Raw genomic sequence first — 17,092 nt, 5'->3', positions numbered from 1 at the left:
CAAGGTCGTGGGTCAGGATTTGCGGCATGACGACCTGGTTCCGGACCTACTACGAGGACGAAGATCTGTGGCTGTACTTCGAGGCCGATGACGAAGGCTGGGCAGCGCGACAGGTCGAGGTCCGAGGGCAGGACTCGCGGCCAGTGACGGCGGTCTCTCTGGAAGAAGTCCTGCACTTGCGTGATCGAGACGATCTCGCGGCGATGTCCCGCTATGAACGGCAGTTCGGCGTTCTCGCTGAAGGCCCCATGGACGGCTGGCAGGACCACCCGCAGGCGGCCGAGATCTCCGCAGAAGAGTTCGAGCGGCTGTGGGCTGAAGCAAGGCGGACGCTTGGCTATTCAGCCTGACCTGGCGGGCTGGGGTTCGTAGAAGGTGCCGTCGCGGAGCATGGGGAACAGGACGTCGGTCCGGCGTCGGGCGAGGCAGAGCAGGGCCTGGGTGTGGTGCTCGCCCTGGGCGATCTTCTTGTCGTACTGGGCCCGCGAGGCCGGGTCACCCAGGGCGGCGAACGCGGAGAGGAAGAAAGCCGGCGGTCGGGAAAGTGCTGCCGTCACCGACCTCGATCAGGATCGTGGCCCCGGTCCTGACGCCAATGCCCGGCATCGACATCAGGACCTTGGAAAGAGGCTGGTCCTCCAGCAGTTCCTCGATCCGCCCGGCCAACGGCTTGCGTTGGTCGAGCACGGCGGCGAGCGATCCGGCCAGGCTCGGGACGATCAACGAGGCCGCCTCCGTCCCCGGGACCGTCACGGTCTGCTCGTCCAGCGCGGCGAAGATCCCCTCGACCAGCCGCTCGGCCATCCTCGGCGCTTTCGGCCGCAGCAGCGTGACCAGCCGCCGACGGCCGGCCTTGCGTATCTGGGCCGGTGACCGAACCGTTCCAGCAGGGTGAGGACGGCCGGGTGCTGCAGCCGCGGCCCCAGCACCCGTTCCAGCGACGGAGCGGTCCGTCGATGCCGCCGGGCCCGGTGACACCCCCCCGGATCATCAACAACAAGGGGGGAAGTCATGCCGGACCCGAAGCCCGGAGGCCCCATTGCGGAGCCACGAAAAAGGTAGCGGGGGGGGAGGGGGGGGAGGGGCCCCTCGCGGTGGTCGGGGTTGAGGGGGATGCTGGAGAAGTGACACGAGGTCGCGTGGGAGGGCGCGTGGCGTGGTGAGCGTCGCGGCCCGCGAGGAGATGAGCGACGTGTACGACATGCACATCGACACCGACGTCACGGTCCAGCTGTGTGACTGCGGCCGGGAGGACGCCCAGGCCGTCTTCGACGTCCTCGAAGGCGTCTACCAACTGGAGGAGTCGCCGACGCCGAGCCCGCAGAGGGCGGCGGGGCCCGCCCCGACCGTCTGGGTCGCCACCTTCGACACCGCCGCCGGACGGCACGAGGACGTGCGTCCCACCCACCTCTCCGCGCCGGTCGGCGCCACCCTCACGGGCGGCTACCACGCCGTCGACGAGGTCGAGCGGGTGCTCGCCGCGGGCTTCGACATCCAGTCCTTGCAGTCCGTATCGGGCGACCAGGAGACCGAGGCCCGCCTGCTGCTCGCCTCCCGCTGACGGGCGCGGCCACTGACACCCGGGCGGGGCGGACGGGCGCCGCCCGGGACGGGCGCCGCATACGGCGCCCGCACCACGCTGGTGCGACTGGTCGGCTGTTGCGCCATCGACAGGAACATCCTGGTGGCCGGGGTGTGCTTGCGGCTCATCCGCACCGTGTCCGTCGTGGTCACCGACCGCCTCGCCTCGTCGACCGGCGGCTGACCCGGCTGACCCGACGCGGGCTCGCGCGCGATGCGTGAGGCGAGTGAGACCCCCGCTGTGATTATCGGTATACACCGTGTGTAGAGTCCTGCACCTGACGTCGCGCGACCCGTCCTGACCAGGCGGCGGACGCGGCGGTACCGAGACGTCACAGGGGAAAGCGGGTTTCAGCATGTTCCGATCCGGTTCGGGCGGACGCAGGGGAACGGCGGCGGCAGTGCTCGCCGCCGTGTCGTTGGCGCTCACGCTCGCGGGCTGCGGGGTCGACCGGGTCACGCCGCAGGAGGCGCGGGGCGCGAAGGGGGCGCAGGCCGACTCGGGCAAGGGCTCCGGGCGGGTCGACTGCACGAAGGTGAAGTGCATAGCCCTGACCTTCGACGCGGGGCCGGGCAAGGACACGCCCCGACTCCTGAACATCCTCAAGGAGAAGCAGGTTCCGGCGACGTTCTTCCTGCTCGGGGAGAACCACGTCGTCCGCTATCCCGAGGTGGTCAAGCGCATGGCCGCCGAAGGCCACGAGATCGCCAACCACACCTGGACCCACCGGATCCTCACCGAGCTCGACAAGGACCAGGTCCGCGAGGAGCTCTCGCGCACGCAGGACGCGATCGAGAAGCTCACCGGCCGCAAGCCGACCCTGATGCGTCCGCCGCAGGGTCGTACCGACGACTCGGTCTCCGAGGTCAGCAAGGAACTCGGCCTCGCGCAGATCCTGTGGACCGTCACCGCCAAGGACTACTCGACGACCGACTCCGCGCTCATACGGCAGCGGGTGCTCGACCAGGCGAGCGGCGACGGCATCATCCTGCTCCACGACATCTACGACGGCACCGTCCCCGCCGTCCCGTCGATCATCGACGAGCTCAAACGCCGGGGCTTCACGTTCGTGACGGTCCCCGAGCTCCTCGCCCCCGGCAAGGCCGAACCGGGCGTGCTCTACGGCCCCGAGAAGGACTGAAAGCGGCCGCCGGCGGCTGGACACGACTGACAGGAAGCGGCGGAAACGGGGTGAGCTGACTCACGCCGCCCAAGTCGCCACGCACGGAACATTCGGGGACGGCGGCCCGTTGCACCGTATGTGACCGCGAAGAGGTCCGGTCCCCATGGTCCCCCCAGAGGTGACCGCTCTTCGCCAGGTCACGGCGATCGGCCCCGGTTGGAATCCCCCGTCCAACCGGGGCTTTGTCGTTCCCTGACGGCGGTGAAACAGCGCCCGAGGGGCGCGCACACCGGCGCGTTCGACTCGTTCGAGTGAGCGTCGGCATGGCCCCGACGGCGCCGGGCAGTGATCTTCCAGGGTCCTCCGGAAGATCACCCGGAACCCCGCCGACCTGGGCCGATCGAAGGGGGACCCCCCATGCTCCGCAAGACCGCGCGCGCCCGACGCGCCCTGATGGCCGCCGCCGCCCCGCTGCTCCTCACGGCCTGCGCGGTCGTCGGATCCGACGAGCCCCGTGGGCCCGCCGTGCCGGTCGGGCGCGCCGAGCAGGACGCCGTCCTGAAGGCGGCCGAACAGAGGCTGGTCACCGACTGCCTGGCGGACCGGGGCCTCACTCTCACGGCCAGGGCCCGGGCCCCGGACGAGGACCGGACCGTTCAGGCCGCGCTCTTCGGGGCGGGGCCTCGCGAGCTCTCCGTCACGCTCGCCACCGGCGCCACCGTCACCGCCCACAGCGACGGCTGCCTCGCCACCGCCCGCGCCCGGCTCTACGGAGACCAGCGCCGCTGGTTCCGGGCCCAGGTAATCGTCGACAACCTCCGCGCCGAGGCCCAGGCCCGTATGCGCGACGACCCCGCCCATCAGGAGGCACTCGCCCGCTGGACCAGCTGTGCGACCCCGCCCGGCCGTCCTCGGCCCGAGCGCCCCGACCCGGCCGTCGCCGCCCGCTGCGCGCGCGAGACCGGACTCGACGGCGTGCGGGCCCGGCTGGAAGCGGTCGAGTTGGCCGTGGTGCGGGCCCTGCACCGCGACGACCTCACCACCTACCGGCAGTTGCGCGACCGCGCGCTGCTGCGGGCGGCCGAACCGTCCGCGAAAACGCCACCACAGAAAGGCCACGACCACTCGTGAAGCGCATCCTCGCCGTCTCCGCGGCTGCCCTGCTCGCCGTCACCGCCGGCCTCGCCCTTTCCACCGCGGCCCGGGCCGCCGACTGCCCCAGCGGTGAGTTCTGCGTCTGGGAGCACGCGAACTTCGGCGGTCAGCGGGCCAACTGGAGCGGTGACGACGGCTGGTGGGAGAGCTGGATCTCCGACGGCGACTCGTCCTGGGCCAACCACGGCATCTCCGGCCCGGGAATCAAGGACCACGTCAAGGTCTACGACAGCGCCTGGCAGGGCGGCAGCATGACCATCTGTCTCTCGCCCGGTCAGGAGGTGGGTTACAGCGGGGCCGCCAACGACCGCGGCGACTCCCATATCTGGTCGACCGGCTGCTGACGCGGGCAGCCGGCCGACCGGCGGTCGCACCCCAGGGGTGTCAGGCCTCGGCGCCCAGCCAGAGGTCGGGGCCGAACACCTCGTAGTGGATGTCGGAGGCCGCGGTGCCGCGCGAGAGGAGGTCGCCGCGCACGGTCCGGAGGAAGGGCAGCGGGCCGCAGAGGTACGCGGTCGTGCCCTCCGGCAGGTCGAGCGCGGTGACGTCGGCGCGGCCCCGGAGGGCCGACGGGTCCTCGCCCGGCTCCTCGTACCAGACGTGCAGCGTGCCCTGCGGAAGCGCCTCGACGAGGCGGCGCAGCTCGGCGGCGTGGGCGTGGGTCTCGGGGGAGCGGTCCGCGTGCGCGACGACGACCGGGCGGGTCTCACCGGTGGACACGAGGTGGTCGAGCATGGCCAGCATCGGGGTGCTGCCGATGCCGGCGGAGGCGAGCAGCAGCGGGCCGTCGCCCTCGGGCAGCACCAGGTCGCCGAACGGCGCCGACACGTCCACGGTGTCGCCGACGCTCGCGTGGGCGTGGAGCCAGGAGGAGACCTCGCCGGCCGGGTCGCCGTCGACGCGCTTGACGGTGATCCGCCACTGCGGTCGGCCGGGGGCGGCGGAGAGGCTGTACTGGCGGATCTGCCGGGCGCCGTCGGGCAGGGTGACCTGGACGCTCACGTACTGGCCGGGCCGGAACGCGGGGGTGGGCGTGCCGTCGGCGTTGCGCAGGACGAAGGAGACCGTGTCGGCCGTCTCCTCGTGGCGCTCGGCGATCTCCATCGGGCGCCAGATGGCGCCCTCGGGGACGCCGGCCTCCTGGTAGAGGCGGGCCTCGACGGCGATGAGCGCGTTGGCCATCAGCCAGTAGACCTCGTCCCAGGCCTGGGCGACCTCGGGGGTGACGGCGTCGCCGAGGACCTCGACGATCGCGCCGAAGAGGTGCTGGTGCACGACCTTGTACTGCTCGGCGGTGACGCCGAGGGAGGCGTGCTTGTGCGCGATCCGGGACAGCATGACGTCGGGGCGGCTGCCGGGGTTCTCGAGCAGGGCGACCGCGAAGGCGGCTATGGATCCGGCGAGGGCCTGCCGCTGTTCCCCGTTGGCCTGGTTACCCCGGTTGAACAGGTCGCGGAGCAGCTCGGGGTGGGCCTCGAAGAGCCGCCCGTAGAAGCGCTCGGTGATCTGGTCGAGCGCTCCGCCGACGGCGGGCAGCGTGGCGCGGACGACCGGGATGGACTGCTCGGACAGCATGAGAACCCTGCTTTCTGGTAGATGATCTGCGTATTTAAAGGCATGCGCGTGCTGGATGCCGCATGTGCGGACAAGCGTGGTGTGCGCGGGTCAGGGGGACGGGCGGGGGCTGAGGGAGAGGAGCAGGGGGCCGGTCGGCGACTCGACGAGCTCCGCCACCGTCAGCGGGTCGAGCGTCCGGTAGAAGGCCTCCTGCGCCTCGCGCAGCAGGCCCCGCAGCCGGCAGGCCGTGCGCAGCGGGCAGGGCGGGTCGCCCTCGCAGCCGACGACCTCCTCGTCGCCCTCCAGGGTGCGGGCCAGCCAGCCCACCGAGGAGTGTCGACCGGTCTCCGTCAGGGCCAGTCCGCCGCCGCGTCCCCGGCGCGCCTCGACCACTCCGAGGTGCTGGAGTCGGGTGACGACCTTCGCCATGTGCGCGTAGGGGACGTCCATCGACTCCGCCACCTCGCGCGTGGTGACGGACTCCTCCGGGGCCGTGACCGCCAGGCGCATCACGGCGCGGAGCGCCAGGTCCGTGAACTTCGTCAGCCTCACGGCCTGACCGTATCAAAGGGGTATCTCGTATACGTATTAAGGGGCCCCCGAAAGGGCCCCTTCGGTGCGGCGGCTCGCGCAGCCGCCCGGTGCTCAGGCCAGAACCTTGGCCTTCGCCTTCTGGAACTCCTCGTCCGTGATGGCGCCCTTCTCCTTCAGGTCCGCGAGCCGGGCCAGCTCGTCGGAGGCGCCGCCGCCCGCCGGAGCGGAGCCGGCCGTCTTGCGGATGTAGTCCTGGAACGCCGCCTCGGAGGCCTTGGCCTGCTTGATGTCGCGCTGCCCCATGCTCTTGCCCCGGGCGATGACGTACACGAGCACGCCGAGGTACGGCAGCAGGATGCAGAAGATCAGCCAGCCCGCCTTGCCCCAGCCGCTGAGCTCGTGGTCACGGAAGATGTCCGAGATCACCTTGAACAGCAGGAAGAGCCACATGACCCAGAGGAAGAACCACAGCATGGTCCAGAAGAGGTTGAGAAGGGGGTAGTCGTCCATTGCTGCACACTCCGTTCCCGCGCAGGCCGGAGAGGCCTGGCGTCGGAGTGAAGTGTCATGCACAGCGTGAGCTCTGTCCTGTAAAGGCGCTTCGTCTGGCGTGTCGTGAAAAATGCCGATTTGGCCGTATTGGATCGGTCGGGCGCGCTGGAGATGCGGAGGGTCGTCCACCGTGTTCGGATGGTCACCGAGGACCGTACGAGGAACGGAGCAACATGGGGCCGGTGGAATGTGTCGTGCTCGCCTTCCCGGGGGAACGGCTGCAAGTGGCGGCGGTGACGGCCATCGCCGAACTGCGCAGGGCGGGGCAGATGCGGCTGATCGACTCGCTCGTCGTCGTCAAGTCCGTCACGGGTGAGGTCTCGACCTCGGAACTCGTCGAGTACGAGGAGTACGACGAGGCGACCGCCGAGATCGGGCCCGAGGCGAACCTGCTCGGCCCCGAGGACGCGGCCGAGGCGGCCGAGACCCTCGAACCGGGGTCCTGCGCGCTCATGCTGCTCGTGGAACACGTCTGGGCCGGGCGCGCCGCCGACGCCGTCCGCGAGGCGGGCGGCCGGGTCTCCGGCACCGTCCGCATCCCCTCCGACCACGTCGAACAGGCCCGCGCGGCCTACCGTGACGCCGTCAGCGTCGCCGGAAGGAACTGACCCGTGTTCATGCGACGCCGTCCCCTCCTCCGCCCGGTCGTCCGGCCCGCCGGAGCCCCGCTCCTGCGCGGCGCCCTCGTCGGAGGCGCGGCCTACGCCGCAGGCCGCAGCGCCGCCCGCTCGCAGCGCCGCGAACAGGACCAGGAGGCGGCCATCGCCGACCTCCAGGCGCAGCAGCAACAGCAGCGGACACAGCAGCAGTACCAACAGCAGCCCCCTCCTCCGCCGCAGGCCGCTCCGGTGTCCGTGGCCGCCGCCCCGCAGGGCGCGCCCTCGGTGACCGACCAGCTGCTCCGGCTCGGCGAGCTCGCCCAGCAAGGCCTGCTCACCCCCGAGGAGTTCGCCGCCGCGAAGGCGAAGCTGCTCGGCACCTGAGCGGCGGGGCACCAGGGGAGCAAGCGAGCGCGCCGGCCGGGCGCCGGCCCGCCCCCGTATCCCTCAGGGGCGGCGCAGGGCCGCCAGCGCCCGGTCCGCGTGCGCGCTCATCCGCAACTCGCTGCGGACGACCTCCCGCACGCGCAGGTCCTGGCCGATGACGAACGTGACCCGCTTCGTCGGCGCCAGGGAGAACCCGCGCCTGACGCCGAACCGGTCCCGTATGGTCCCGTCCGCGTCCGAGAGGAGCGGGTAGCCGAGCGAGTGACGCTCGGTGAACTCCCGCTGGCGGTCCACCTCGTCGGTGCTGATGCCCACGGGCAGCGCCCCGACCGCGCGGAACTCGCCCACCAGGTCGCGGAAGTGACAGGCCTCGGCGGTGCAGCCGGGCGTCAGCGCCGCCGGGTAGAAGAAGAGGACCACGGGCCCCTCCGAGAGCAGTCCGCTCAGCGAACGCGGGGTTCCCGTCTCGTCCGGAAGGGTGAAGTCCTCGACAAGGTCACCGACGTTCATTGAGGGCCGTCCCCGATCCGCGTCCGTCCGTCACCGGCGCCTCCGGTGGCCGGCCGGTGACGTTACCGCACGGTAGGCGCGCCCGTCACCCCGGCCGAGTCGGCGCGCGCTGCCGCACGCTGTTCGAGCACCGCGAGGGTCTTCTCGCCCCAGCGGAGGTTCTCCTCCTCCAGGGACCGTCCCCGCATGAGCGTGAGGTACGGGCCGATCCGCTCGGCCTCCCGCAGGTACGTCTCCTCGTCGCGGCCGTTCAGCAGCCATTCCCGCAGCCGGTCGTAGCGGGCGAGCTTCGCCCGCGCTGTGTCCATCCGGTCCGCCACGAAGCCCCGTACCGCGTCCGTGTCCCCCTCGTCGCAGGCCTGTACCTGGACCATGAGCGAGTCGCGGATGGCGCTCGGCTTCGGCGGCCGGGAGGTGTACGCGTGCAGGTCCTGCCGTCCCGCCTCAGTGAGGCTGAACATCCTCTTGTTGGGGCGCCGTTCCTGCTCGACCGTCCGGGCCGTGATGAGGCCGGCCTCGTCGAGCCGGTCCAGCTCGCGGTAGAGCTGCTGCGGCGTGGAGGCCCAGAAGTTGGCGACGGACACGTCGAAGATCTTGGCGAGGTCGTACCCGGAGGCCTCGCCCTCCAGAAGAGCGGCGAGAACGGCGTGCTTGAGGGACATCCGGACACGCTAGCAGCCCGTTGAATAGTTCCCTCCACACCTATTCAACCCGACGGCAACCCGGGGAAACACGGGGAAACACGGGGAAACAAGGGGAAACCCGAGGGAACCCGGGGGGACCCCAGCGGTGGCAGGCCCCTGCGGCGCCTGCCTAGGGTGGAGGGGAGCGACACGGCACGGGTGTGACCAGAGGGGCCAGCACGATGGACAGCGACGCGTTCGTCTACACCAGCTACATCCGGACGACCCCCGACGACCTCTGGAAGGCGCTCACGGAACCGGAGTCGACCCGCCGCTACTGGGGCGTGGCCTTTGCCGCGGAGTGGACGCCGGGCGCTCCCATGGTGTGGGACGAGAACGGGCGCAAGACCGAGGATCCCGAGCAGGTCGTCCTCGCGGCCGAGCCCGGCCGCCTCCTCTCGTACACCTGGCACACCTTCACCCCCGACTGGGCGGAGGCCGTACGGCTCGACCGGGAGGTGTACGAGCGGCTGGTCGGCGAGCGCAGGTCGCGGGTGTCCTTCGCGATCGAACCCTCGGGCGACACGGTGAAACTGACGGTCACCCACGACGACCTGGAGACCGACGGCCTGATGAAGGGGATGATCGCCGAGGGCTGGCCCGCGCTGATCTCCAGCCTCAAGTCCCTCCTCGAAACGGGTGAGGAACTCCCCGAGCCGCCCCGCTGACGTCCCGTCGGCCCCACCGCCTCCCCGCTGGACCATTCGAGTCGTCTCGTTCGTCCCTCCGCCGTCATGCCCGGTGTCTTGATCATCTTTTCTTTCCGTCATCCGTTTTGATGCTGCCGTCGGCCACGTCCGCCGACGCAGTCGTCCGGAAGGGGAGGGTGTTTGCCGTGCCGTCACGCAGATACGTACGAGGGTGGGGAGCGCTGTCCGTCGGGATCGGGGCCGTACTGGTCACGACCGCGGCCCAGCCCCCGGCGGCCCCCGAGCGCGGGCTCGCCCGGACCTCCACCGCCGTCGTCGAGGTCGACGGCTGCCCGCCCGGCGGCGGGATGTGCGCCGTGCCCCGCCGCACCGTGGCCCTGAGCGGCGGTCACGACCTCGCCGGCACCCCCTTCATGCTCGACGACCGCGCCACCGGTCCCGTACGGCTCGTGCTCCGCACCCCCGGACAGCTCGCCGACGTCACCGTGACCGACGCGCGCGGCCGTCGCGTCGCCGGAACTCCGGGCCCGGACGGCACCCACTGGACGAGCGCCGCCGCGCTCCCGGCCGGCGGCCGGTACACCGCCCGCCTCGTCGTCGAGGACCCGGGCGCGGACTCCGGGCCGTACGGCCCGGGCGGAGGGTCGGAGCCGTACCGCCGGATCGCCCGCATGCAGTTCCGTACGCCCGCGGCCCCCGCCGGGGAGCGGCTCACCGTTGCCTTCGGGCCGGAGAACGGCCGGACGTACGGCGTCGGGCAGCCGGTGACCGCCGAGCTGAGCCAACCCGTTCCCGAGAGCGATCCCGACGCGCGCCGTCGCGTCGAGCGCGCCCTGCACGTGCGCAGTTCACCGCGGGTCGAAGGGGCTTGGCACTGGGTGGACTCCGTGACCCTGCACTACCGGCCGCGCACGTACTGGCCGGCTCGCGCCACCGTGCACGTGCGCGGCGGTCTCGACGGCGTCCGCGTGCGCGCCGGTGTCCAGGGCGGACCCTCGCGCCCCCTCGCCTTCACCACCGGCGACCGCGTCGAGGCCGTCACCGACGTCGCCGCGCTCCACATGACCGTGTACCGCGACGGGCGCGCGATCCGCACGATCCCGGTGACGACCGGCAAGCCGGGGTTCCGCACACGGGGCGGCACCAAGGTCGTCCTCGGCAAGGAACCGCTCGTCCGGATGCGGGGCGACTCGATCGGCATCCCCAAGGGCAGCCGCGACTTCTACGACCTCAAGGTCCGCTGGGCCACCCGTGTCACGTGGAGCGGCGAGTACCTCCACGCGGCGCCCTGGTCCGTCGACGCGCAGGGCAGTGAGAACGTCAGCCACGGGTGTACGGGCATGAGCACCGAGGACGCCGCCTGGCTGTTCCGGACCGTCCGCGAGGGCGACGTCGTCCGGGTCGTCAACGGGTACGGGAAGCCGATGGCGCCCTTCGGCAACGGCTTCGGGGACTGGAACCTGAGCTGGTCCGAATGGCTGCGGGGGAGCGCCCTGGCGGGCCACGCGGGCACGGAGCCGGCCGAACCGGCGGGCGGTGCGCTGCGCCCGGCGCTCTGAGTCCGTCCGGGGTTCCCGCGTCTTCCGTTCGGACGCGACCGGCGGGCCCGTCGGGCCCTGGGGTGTCACGGTGGGGGCGCGGACCCGTACGGAATCCAGGAGGCGCGCGATGGCGGAGGTCGTCACCCAGGTCGAGGTCGGGAACGCGACCCTCTTCGTCGAGGCGCGCGAACTCGCTCCGGAGAGCGAACTCGAGGGGATCGGCGGCCGGATGCCCGACCTCTCCGCCGTCACCGAGGCGCTGTCGTCCTTCGCCGGCCAGATCGGCGAGGCCCTCGACCGGGCCGCTCCGGACCGGGCCACCGTCGAGTTCGGGTGTCAGCTGGGGCTCGACGCGGGCCGGCTCACCGCGCTCGTCGTCCAGGGCTCCGCCAACGCCAGCCTGCGGGTCACCCTGGAGTGGGCGAAGTCCACCGGCTGATCGGACCGAGGGGCAGACGCCGGCCGAACCGGCCGACGCGCCTTGCTCCGTTCGGGTGAGCCAGGGCCTGTTGGGCGGATCATGGCCGGGGTCCCTGATCCTCCGCCGGTTGCCGGACAGGCCTAGGGCCTGTCCGGCGGACCAGGGCCTAGTCGTGTCGGGACCCCGTGTCGGGCTCGGCCGTTCCCACGGGTCCCGTGGGCGTGGGCGCGGCGGGCGCGCCGAGCTGGAGCTTGGGGCGGCGCTGCATGCCGGCGCCCACGAGGACGCCCATGGCGATGGCGGCGACCGTGATCACCATGCTGACGAGGCTGTCCAGGCCGCCGTTGGTGTCGCCCGCCACGATGATCTCGGAGACGCTGGTCAGGCCGACCGCGCCGGGCACGAGGAGCCAGAAGCAGGGCAGGAAGACCACCTGGTCGGGGGTCTTCGAGCGGCGGGCGATCCACTTCGCCATCGGCGGCAGCAGCACCCCGGCCGCGAACGCGCCGAACGTCGCCCCGGCGAACTCCGTGGCCACCGACTGGGCGAGCCGCTCCGCGAGCAGCGCGGCCAGGAGCCAGACGGTGACCCTCGGGGGAGCGGAGAAGTACAGCAGGAAGCCGAAGCCGAGGAAGAGGACGCCGACCCAGGGCGCCCACAGGCCGAGCGGCTCGGCGGCGTGCCCGTGCGACGGCCGCGCGTCCACGAGCTCGGTGCCGACCAGGATGCCCAGGGAGAGGAGGAGCAGCACGCTGAGGGCGCCCGCGAGCCGCGCCATGCCCGAGAGCGCCGCCCCGGTGGCGAGTTCGATCGCGCCCAGGGTGAGCGCTGCACCGGGCAGGAAGGCGATGAGGGGCGGGATGTACAGGACCGTCGGCGCCTCGTGGAGCAGCGGGCCCGCCCACTGCTGCGCGGACGCCGTGACGAGGATCGCCGCCGTCACCGGCAGGGCGGTGCGGGTGAAGGGGAGCCGGTCGCCGAAGAGCCTCAGCAGACCGACGGCCGCGCCGAGCACCGCGTACCCGATGACGGCGGGGACGGTCGCGTGCCGCATCGAACCGAGGCCGACGGTGAGCAGGATGTAGCCGAAGACGGTGGCGGTGGGGCTGAACCGCTCGGGACGCGCGCGGAGTTCCCGCAGGCAGGCGCGGACCTCGTCGAACGGTACGGCCTGCCGGCGCATCCGGTCGACGAGGGACTGGAGCGTCTCCACCTGGTCGAGCCGCAGGTCGGGTCCCTCGACCGGCGAGAAGTCCAGTTCGCCGCCCCGGCCGTCGAGGCCTCCGCCGACACGGACGAAGAGGCCCGTGGGGACGACGAAGCCGCGGACGCGCATGCCGTAGCGGGCGGCGACGTCGTGCAGCGCGGCCTCGACCTCGGCGGTGCGCTCCCCGGCCCGCAGGAGCTCCGAGCCGAGCTCGCAGAGGAGGGCGGCGAGGTCGCGCAGCCACTCGCGGCCGGCGCTCTCGGCCTCCGGCACGGTGACGGTGTCCCGCTGGCGCCGGGGGCGCAGAGCGGAGGCAGCGCGGGCGAGGCCGCGCACGTCAAGACGGGACAAAAGGCGCATTCGCGCACGTTAGCAGCGTGTTGACGAGCTCACACCCGACCGCCTCCCGCCGTGTCAGAGGAGAGGCGCTGCGCCGCGTAGATGGGGATCACCGAGAGCAGGACGAGCGCCGCCGCCACCACACTGACCACCGGTGCCTGTTGAGGACGCGTCATGTTCTCGAAGATCCACACGGGGAGGGTCTTCACCCCGGGCCCCGCCGTGAACGTCGTCACCACGATCTCGTCGAAGGAGAGCGCGAAGGCGAGCAGTCCGCCCGCGAGCAACGCCGGGCGCAGCAGCGGGAAGGTGACGTCCCAGAAGGCGCGGAAGGTGTGCGCCCCCAGGTCCATCGCCGCCTCCTCGTACGAGCCGGGGAGCCGGCGCATCCGGGCGGCCACGTTGTTGAAGACGACCACGATGCAGAAGGTCGCGTGGCCCACGACCACCGTGAACATGCCGAGACCCACCCCGAGCGGCGCGAGGACCGTGCCGAAGGCCGAGTTGAGGGCGATGCCGGTGACGATGCCGGGCAGCGCGATCGGCAGCACCACCGCGAAGGACACGGCCTCGCGGCCGAAGAAGGCGTGCCGCTGCACCGCGAACGCGATGAGCGTGCCGAGGACGAGCGCGATCGCCGTCGCCGCGAGCCCCGCCTTCACCGAGGTCCACAGCGCCTCGCGGGCGCCCTCGTTCTCCCAGGCCGCCGACCACCAGTCGAGGGTGAGCCCGGGCGGCGGCCAGCTCGCCGAGCGGTCCGGGTTGAGGGAGCCGAGCAGTACGAGCAGCAGCGGCAGGTAGATCGCCGCGAAGCCGAGGGCCGCCGCGGTGCGCAGCGCGATCCGCGCGGGACGGGAGAGGTTCATCGGTCGCGGTCCTTCCGGTTCCGGTGTGCGGTTCCGCCGGTCACAGGCTGCGCAGTGCGCCGGAGCGCCGGACCGCGAGCAGGTACAGGACGATCACGGCGACCGGCACGGTGCCCAGCGCCGCCGCCAGCGGCAGGTTGAGGGTGACGTTCGAGTAGACGAGGTTGCCGAGGAGCTGCGTCTTGCCGCCGACGATCTGCACCGTGATGTAGTCGCCGAGACTCAGCGAGAACGTGAAGACCGAGCCGGCGGCGACCGCCGGCCACACCATCGGCAGGACCACCGAGACGAAGGTCCGACCCGGCCGCGCGCCGAGGTCGGCCGAGGCGTGCAGCAGGCTGTCGGGGAGCTGGACGAGCGCGGTGTGGATCGGCAGCGCCATGTACGGCAGCCAGAGGTACGTCAGGACGATCACCGTCGCCGTCAGGCCGTACCCGGGACCGCTCAGGCCCAGCGGACGGAGCGCCCAGTCGAGTGGCCCGCCCTCGGAGAGGATCAGGCGCCACGCGTACACCTTCACCAGGTAGCCCGCCCACAGCGGGGTGAGGAGCGCGACCACGAGGAGCGGGCGGCGGCGCGGGTGTGCGACCCGGGCCGTGTAGAAGGCGAGCGGGAAGGCGATGACGGCGCAGAGCGCGGTCACCGCGAGCGCGACGCCGACGGTCCTGAGGGCCACGGTCCGGTAGACCGGGGAGGTGACCAGCTCCTCGAAGTTCGCCGAGGTCCAGATCCGTACGACCTCGGACGTGAAGGAGTCGGTCGTCCAGAACGCGGAGACGAAGAGGGCGGCGAGCGCCCCGAGGTAGGCGAGGACCAGCCACAGCAGCGGGGCCGTGAGCAGGGCCGCGAGCCGCAGCCGGGGCCTGCGGTGCAGGGCCCCGGCGAGCAGCCGGACAGGGGTTGCGGTCATGTCTTCGAGGTCAGCCCTTGATCTCGTTCCAGGCCTGGACCCACTTCGCGTACGGCACGCAGCGCGCGTCAGTCCGGCCGTCGAGGCACTGCTCGATCGGCGTGGTCCAGAAGTGGACCCGCTTCCAGTAGGCCTCGTCGGTCGCGTGGAAGGTGTCGCAGTGCTTCTTGTCCGCGGTCTCGGCGCAGGACCTGGAGTTGGCGGGGGCCTCGCCGAAGTACTCGGCGACCTGAGCGTTCGTCTTCGGCGAGACGATCCAGTCGAGCCACTTGTAGGCGCAGACGGGGTGCTTGGCCCTGGCCGAGACCATCCAGGTGTCGGACCAGCCGGTCGAGCCCTCCTTCGGGAGCACGACCTCGGTCTTGGCGCCCTCGGCCTTCGAGAGGTTGGCGATGACCTGCCAGCTGGTGCCGACCACCGAGTCGCCGCTCTTGAACGCGGAGATCTCCTTGAGGTAGTCGCTCCAGTACTCCCCGACGTGCTCGTTCTGCTCCTTCAGCAGGGCGACGGCCGCGTCGAACTGCTTCTGGTCCAGGGCGTACGGGTTCTTGATGCCGAGCTCGGGCCTGGTCGCCATCAGGTAGAGGGCGGCGTCCGCCAGGTAGATGGGGGAGTCGTACGCGGTCACCTTGCCGGTGTGCGCCGAGGCCTTGTCGAAGACGGCGGACCAGGAGTCGGGCGCCGGCTTCACCTTCTCCGTGTCGTACATGAGCAGGTTGGCGCCGCGGCCGTGCGGGATGCCGTAGCTGACGCCCTTGACCGAGTTCCACTCCTTGTTCTTCAGGCCCTCGAAGACGTCGGCGTAGTTCGGCACGAGCGAGGTGTTCACGGGCGCCGCGTCACCGGAGGCGATGAGGCGGAGCGAGGCGTCGCCGGAGGCGGAGACCGCGTCGTAGGCGCCGGTCTTCATCAGCGACACCATCTCGTCGGAGGTGGCGGCGGTCTTGGTGTTGACCTGGCAGCCGGACTGCTTCTCGAAGGCGGTGACCCAGTCGACCTTCGGGTCGTTGGAGCCGTCCTCGACGTATCCGGCCCAGGCGATCAGGTTGACCTCGCCCTCGGGCGCGCCGAGCGAGGTCGGTGCCTTGAGGTCGGGCGGGTTGAGGCCGCCGGACTTCCCCGTTCCGGCCGGGTCGGCCGAGCCGCAGGCGGAGAGGAGGAGCAGGCCGGAGACGGCCGCGACGGTCAGGAGGGAGCGGTGCGGGCGCACGTGGTTCTCCGTTGCGTGAGGGGAGCCTTGCGTGGACGGGCCTTGCGGTGACGGGCCTTGCTGTGCGGGCGTGGCCGAGCGGGGCGCTTGCTGGGGTACGGCGTCGGTGCGGGAGGTACAGGGGCGGTACGGAGGCGGTGCGGGCGTTACGGCGCGTCCGGGACGAGCACCGCGTGGCGCGGGTCCCACTGGAGGCCGACGCGGGTGCCGCGGAGGGCGGCGAGGTCGGCGGAGGAGTCCGTGAGGTTCTGCCGGACGGCGGTGAGCCGTCCGCCCCCGTCGAGGTCGACGAGGAAGCGGGTGGCGTCACCGAGGTAGACGACCTCCGCGACCGTCCCGACGGCGCGTCCGGCACCGGCCGTCGGCTTCCCCTCCGTGGTGATCCGGATCTTCTCCGGCCGGATGCTGTACGTGCCCGGCGCCCCGACCACCCGTCGCGCGGCGTCACCGCTGAGGAGGTTCGAGGTGCCGACGAACCCGGCGACGAACGGTGTCGCGGGGCGCTCGTAGATCTCGGCGGGGGTACCGGTCTGAGCGATGCGGCCCTGGTGGAAGACGGCGATCCGGTCGCTCATCGTCAGGGCCTCTTCCTGGTCGTGGGTGACGAACACGAAGGTGATGCCGACCTCCCGCTGGAGCGCCTTGAGTTCGACCTGCATCTGCTCGCGGAGCTTGAGGTCGAGGGCGCCCAGTGGTTCGTCGAGCAGCAGGACCCGGGGGCGGCCGACGAGCGCCCGGGCGAGGGCGACCCGCTGCCGCTGGCCGCCCGACAGCTCGGCCGGCCTGCGGCGGCCGAGGCCGTCGAGCCGTACCTGCGCGAGGGCCGCGCGGGCCCGGACGAGCCGCTCGGCGCGTGTCACTCCGCGCACCTTGAGGCTGTAGGCGACGTTCTGCTCGATCGTCATGTGCGGGAAGAGCGCGTAGTCCTGGAAGACGGTGTGCACGTCACGTTCGAAGGGAGCGAGACGGGTGACGTCACGCCCGGCGAGTTCGACGGTCCCGGCGGTCGGTGGCTCGAAACCGGCGATCATCCGCAGCACGGTCGTCTTGCCGGAGCCGGAGGGGCCGAGCATCGAGAAGAACTCGCCGTCGGCGATCTCCAGGTCCACGCCCGCGACGGCCTCGGTCCGGCCGTAGCTCTTGCGCAGTCCCGTGAGGCGGATCGCCAGTCCCTGCATGGGCGGGAACCTTTCTCGTGCGGTGGGGCGTTACCGGAGTGAGGGCGTAAACATATGAAGTCATAGTTCAGATCTCAAGACCCCCGTA

20 protein-coding genes and 1 pseudogene are annotated in these 17,092 nt (G+C 71.7%); 10 read left to right on the top strand and 11 right to left on the bottom strand.

Going from position 1 to position 17,092, the window contains the following annotated elements; translation table 11 throughout:
• The first annotated feature begins 26 nt into the window (after window positions 1-26).
• Window positions 27-350 carry a hypothetical protein gene (locus tag AB0G79_RS11235; RefSeq protein ID WP_360803760.1) on the top strand — a complete coding sequence of 108 codons (324 nt, stop codon included), beginning with the start codon at window positions 27-29 and terminating at the stop codon, window positions 348-350.
• Here the strand turns inward: AB0G79_RS11235 and AB0G79_RS11230 are convergent.
• Window positions 342-944: pseudogene (locus AB0G79_RS11230) on the bottom strand (transposase); the annotation flags it as partial. The gene AB0G79_RS11235 and the pseudogene AB0G79_RS11230 sit on opposite strands and share 9 nt — an antisense overlap.
• Window positions 945-1,156: 212 nt before the next feature.
• On the opposite strand from AB0G79_RS11230, the gene AB0G79_RS11225 reads away from it, so the two are divergent.
• From AB0G79_RS11225 to AB0G79_RS11210, 4 genes are all read left to right on the top strand, one after another.
• On the top strand, window positions 1,157-1,561 hold the full coding sequence (locus AB0G79_RS11225; protein ID WP_360803757.1) for a hypothetical protein: 405 nt from the start codon (window positions 1,157-1,159) through the stop codon (window positions 1,559-1,561).
• A gap of 376 nt (window positions 1,562-1,937) precedes the next feature.
• Window positions 1,938-2,723, top strand: a complete 786-nt coding sequence (locus tag AB0G79_RS11220; protein WP_360803754.1) for a polysaccharide deacetylase family protein — start codon at window positions 1,938-1,940, stop codon at window positions 2,721-2,723.
• 399 nt (window positions 2,724-3,122) lie between these two features.
• Complete coding sequence (locus AB0G79_RS11215) at window positions 3,123-3,836, top strand: hypothetical protein (protein ID WP_360803751.1); 714 nt, start codon at window positions 3,123-3,125, stop codon at window positions 3,834-3,836.
• Window positions 3,833-4,204 carry a peptidase inhibitor family I36 protein gene (locus AB0G79_RS11210; protein ID WP_360803748.1) on the top strand — a complete coding sequence of 124 codons (372 nt, stop codon included), beginning with the start codon at window positions 3,833-3,835 and terminating at the stop codon, window positions 4,202-4,204. Before AB0G79_RS11215 ends, AB0G79_RS11210 begins: the two co-directional genes overlap by 4 nt.
• A gap of 40 nt (window positions 4,205-4,244) precedes the next feature.
• Here the strand turns inward: AB0G79_RS11210 and AB0G79_RS11205 are convergent, their stop codons facing one another.
• The 3 genes from AB0G79_RS11205 to AB0G79_RS11195 form a co-directional block, all read right to left on the bottom strand.
• A complete protein-coding gene (locus AB0G79_RS11205; RefSeq protein ID WP_360803745.1) occupies window positions 4,245-5,435 on the bottom strand; it encodes a globin domain-containing protein in 1,191 nt (396 codons plus the stop codon).
• Between the two features lie 90 nt (window positions 5,436-5,525).
• Window positions 5,526-5,969: an Rrf2 family transcriptional regulator gene (locus AB0G79_RS11200; RefSeq protein WP_360803742.1), complete on the bottom strand. Its 444-nt coding sequence runs from the start codon at window positions 5,967-5,969 to the stop codon at window positions 5,526-5,528.
• Window positions 5,970-6,062: 93 nt separating this feature from the next.
• Window positions 6,063-6,461, bottom strand: a complete 399-nt coding sequence (locus AB0G79_RS11195; RefSeq protein WP_360803739.1) for an SHOCT domain-containing protein — start codon at window positions 6,459-6,461, stop codon at window positions 6,063-6,065.
• A gap of 215 nt (window positions 6,462-6,676) precedes the next feature.
• On the opposite strand from AB0G79_RS11195, the gene AB0G79_RS11190 reads away from it, so the two are divergent.
• Both AB0G79_RS11190 and AB0G79_RS11185 read left to right on the top strand, forming a co-directional pair.
• Window positions 6,677-7,111, top strand: coding sequence for a DUF6325 family protein (locus AB0G79_RS11190; protein WP_360803736.1), 435 nt, complete (start codon window positions 6,677-6,679; stop codon window positions 7,109-7,111).
• Between the two features lie 9 nt (window positions 7,112-7,120).
• Window positions 7,121-7,486, top strand: a complete 366-nt coding sequence (locus tag AB0G79_RS11185) for an SHOCT domain-containing protein (RefSeq protein WP_360803733.1) — start codon at window positions 7,121-7,123, stop codon at window positions 7,484-7,486.
• Window positions 7,487-7,549: 63 nt separating this feature from the next.
• Here the strand turns inward: AB0G79_RS11185 and AB0G79_RS11180 are convergent, their stop codons facing one another.
• Both AB0G79_RS11180 and AB0G79_RS11175 read right to left on the bottom strand, forming a co-directional pair.
• A complete protein-coding gene (locus AB0G79_RS11180) occupies window positions 7,550-7,999 on the bottom strand; it encodes a peroxiredoxin (RefSeq protein WP_360803730.1) in 450 nt (149 codons plus the stop codon).
• A gap of 62 nt (window positions 8,000-8,061) precedes the next feature.
• A complete protein-coding gene (locus AB0G79_RS11175) occupies window positions 8,062-8,661 on the bottom strand; it encodes a PadR family transcriptional regulator (RefSeq protein ID WP_360803727.1) in 600 nt (199 codons plus the stop codon).
• 203 nt (window positions 8,662-8,864) lie between these two features.
• Between AB0G79_RS11175 and AB0G79_RS11170 the strand changes: the two genes are divergently transcribed.
• The 3 genes from AB0G79_RS11170 (at window position 8,865) to AB0G79_RS11160 (ending at window position 11,312) form a co-directional block, all read left to right on the top strand.
• A complete protein-coding gene (locus AB0G79_RS11170; RefSeq protein ID WP_360803724.1) occupies window positions 8,865-9,350 on the top strand; it encodes an SRPBCC family protein in 486 nt (161 codons plus the stop codon).
• 167 nt (window positions 9,351-9,517) lie between these two features.
• The gene (locus AB0G79_RS11165) at window positions 9,518-10,891 is read left to right on the top strand and encodes an Ig-like domain-containing protein (protein ID WP_360803721.1); all 1,374 of its coding nucleotides are present in this window, start codon (window positions 9,518-9,520) and stop codon (window positions 10,889-10,891) included.
• Window positions 10,892-11,000: 109 nt separating this feature from the next.
• On the top strand, window positions 11,001-11,312 hold the full coding sequence (locus tag AB0G79_RS11160; protein WP_360803718.1) for a CU044_2847 family protein: 312 nt from the start codon (window positions 11,001-11,003) through the stop codon (window positions 11,310-11,312).
• A gap of 148 nt (window positions 11,313-11,460) precedes the next feature.
• Here the strand turns inward: AB0G79_RS11160 and AB0G79_RS11155 are convergent, their stop codons facing one another.
• The 5 genes from AB0G79_RS11155 to AB0G79_RS11135 form a co-directional block, all read right to left on the bottom strand.
• Complete coding sequence (locus tag AB0G79_RS11155) at window positions 11,461-12,861, bottom strand: threonine/serine exporter family protein (RefSeq protein WP_360803715.1); 1,401 nt, start codon at window positions 12,859-12,861, stop codon at window positions 11,461-11,463.
• 29 nt (window positions 12,862-12,890) lie between these two features.
• Window positions 12,891-13,706 carry an ABC transporter permease gene (locus AB0G79_RS11150; protein WP_360803712.1) on the bottom strand — a complete coding sequence of 272 codons (816 nt, stop codon included), beginning with the start codon at window positions 13,704-13,706 and terminating at the stop codon, window positions 12,891-12,893.
• Window positions 13,707-13,746: 40 nt separating this feature from the next.
• On the bottom strand, window positions 13,747-14,616 hold the full coding sequence (locus tag AB0G79_RS11145; protein ID WP_360803709.1) for an ABC transporter permease: 870 nt from the start codon (window positions 14,614-14,616) through the stop codon (window positions 13,747-13,749).
• Between the two features lie 10 nt (window positions 14,617-14,626).
• Window positions 14,627-15,826: an ABC transporter substrate-binding protein gene (locus AB0G79_RS11140; RefSeq protein ID WP_360803707.1), complete on the bottom strand. Its 1,200-nt coding sequence runs from the start codon at window positions 15,824-15,826 to the stop codon at window positions 14,627-14,629.
• 146 nt (window positions 15,827-15,972) lie between these two features.
• The gene (locus AB0G79_RS11135) at window positions 15,973-17,004 is read right to left on the bottom strand and encodes an ABC transporter ATP-binding protein (protein ID WP_360803704.1); all 1,032 of its coding nucleotides are present in this window, start codon (window positions 17,002-17,004) and stop codon (window positions 15,973-15,975) included.
• Window positions 17,005-17,092 lie beyond the last annotated feature (88 nt).

The organism is Streptomyces sp. NPDC020807, from assembly GCF_040641575.1.
Taxonomy (GTDB): domain Bacteria; phylum Actinomycetota; class Actinomycetes; order Streptomycetales; family Streptomycetaceae; genus Streptomyces.
This window is presented reverse-complemented; position numbering and strand designations above follow the sequence as displayed.

Bases quoted from the DNA above. Each gene is read 5' to 3' on its own strand.
- AB0G79_RS11235 (WP_360803760.1), top strand. From the start codon at position 27: ATGACGACCTGGTTCCGGACCTACTACGAGGACGAAGATCTGTGGCTG.
- AB0G79_RS11220 (WP_360803754.1), top strand. From the start codon at position 1,938: ATGTTCCGATCCGGTTCGGGCGGACGCAGGGGAACGGCGGCGGCAGTG.
- AB0G79_RS11215 (WP_360803751.1), top strand. From the start codon at position 3,123: ATGCTCCGCAAGACCGCGCGCGCCCGACGCGCCCTGATGGCCGCCGCC.
- AB0G79_RS11205 (WP_360803745.1), bottom strand. From the start codon at position 5,435: ATGCTGTCCGAGCAGTCCATCCCGGTCGTCCGCGCCACGCTGCCCGCC.
- AB0G79_RS11195 (WP_360803739.1), bottom strand. From the start codon at position 6,461: ATGGACGACTACCCCCTTCTCAACCTCTTCTGGACCATGCTGTGGTTC.
- AB0G79_RS11190 (WP_360803736.1), top strand. From the start codon at position 6,677: ATGGGGCCGGTGGAATGTGTCGTGCTCGCCTTCCCGGGGGAACGGCTG.
- AB0G79_RS11185 (WP_360803733.1), top strand. From the start codon at position 7,121: ATGCGACGCCGTCCCCTCCTCCGCCCGGTCGTCCGGCCCGCCGGAGCC.
- AB0G79_RS11180 (WP_360803730.1), bottom strand. From the start codon at position 7,999: ATGAACGTCGGTGACCTTGTCGAGGACTTCACCCTTCCGGACGAGACG.
- AB0G79_RS11175 (WP_360803727.1), bottom strand. From the start codon at position 8,661: ATGTCCCTCAAGCACGCCGTTCTCGCCGCTCTTCTGGAGGGCGAGGCC.
- AB0G79_RS11170 (WP_360803724.1), top strand. From the start codon at position 8,865: ATGGACAGCGACGCGTTCGTCTACACCAGCTACATCCGGACGACCCCC.
- AB0G79_RS11160 (WP_360803718.1), top strand. From the start codon at position 11,001: ATGGCGGAGGTCGTCACCCAGGTCGAGGTCGGGAACGCGACCCTCTTC.
- AB0G79_RS11155 (WP_360803715.1), bottom strand. From the start codon at position 12,861: ATGCGCCTTTTGTCCCGTCTTGACGTGCGCGGCCTCGCCCGCGCTGCC.
- AB0G79_RS11150 (WP_360803712.1), bottom strand. From the start codon at position 13,706: ATGAACCTCTCCCGTCCCGCGCGGATCGCGCTGCGCACCGCGGCGGCC.
- AB0G79_RS11145 (WP_360803709.1), bottom strand. From the start codon at position 14,616: ATGACCGCAACCCCTGTCCGGCTGCTCGCCGGGGCCCTGCACCGCAGG.
- AB0G79_RS11135 (WP_360803704.1), bottom strand. From the start codon at position 17,004: ATGCAGGGACTGGCGATCCGCCTCACGGGACTGCGCAAGAGCTACGGC.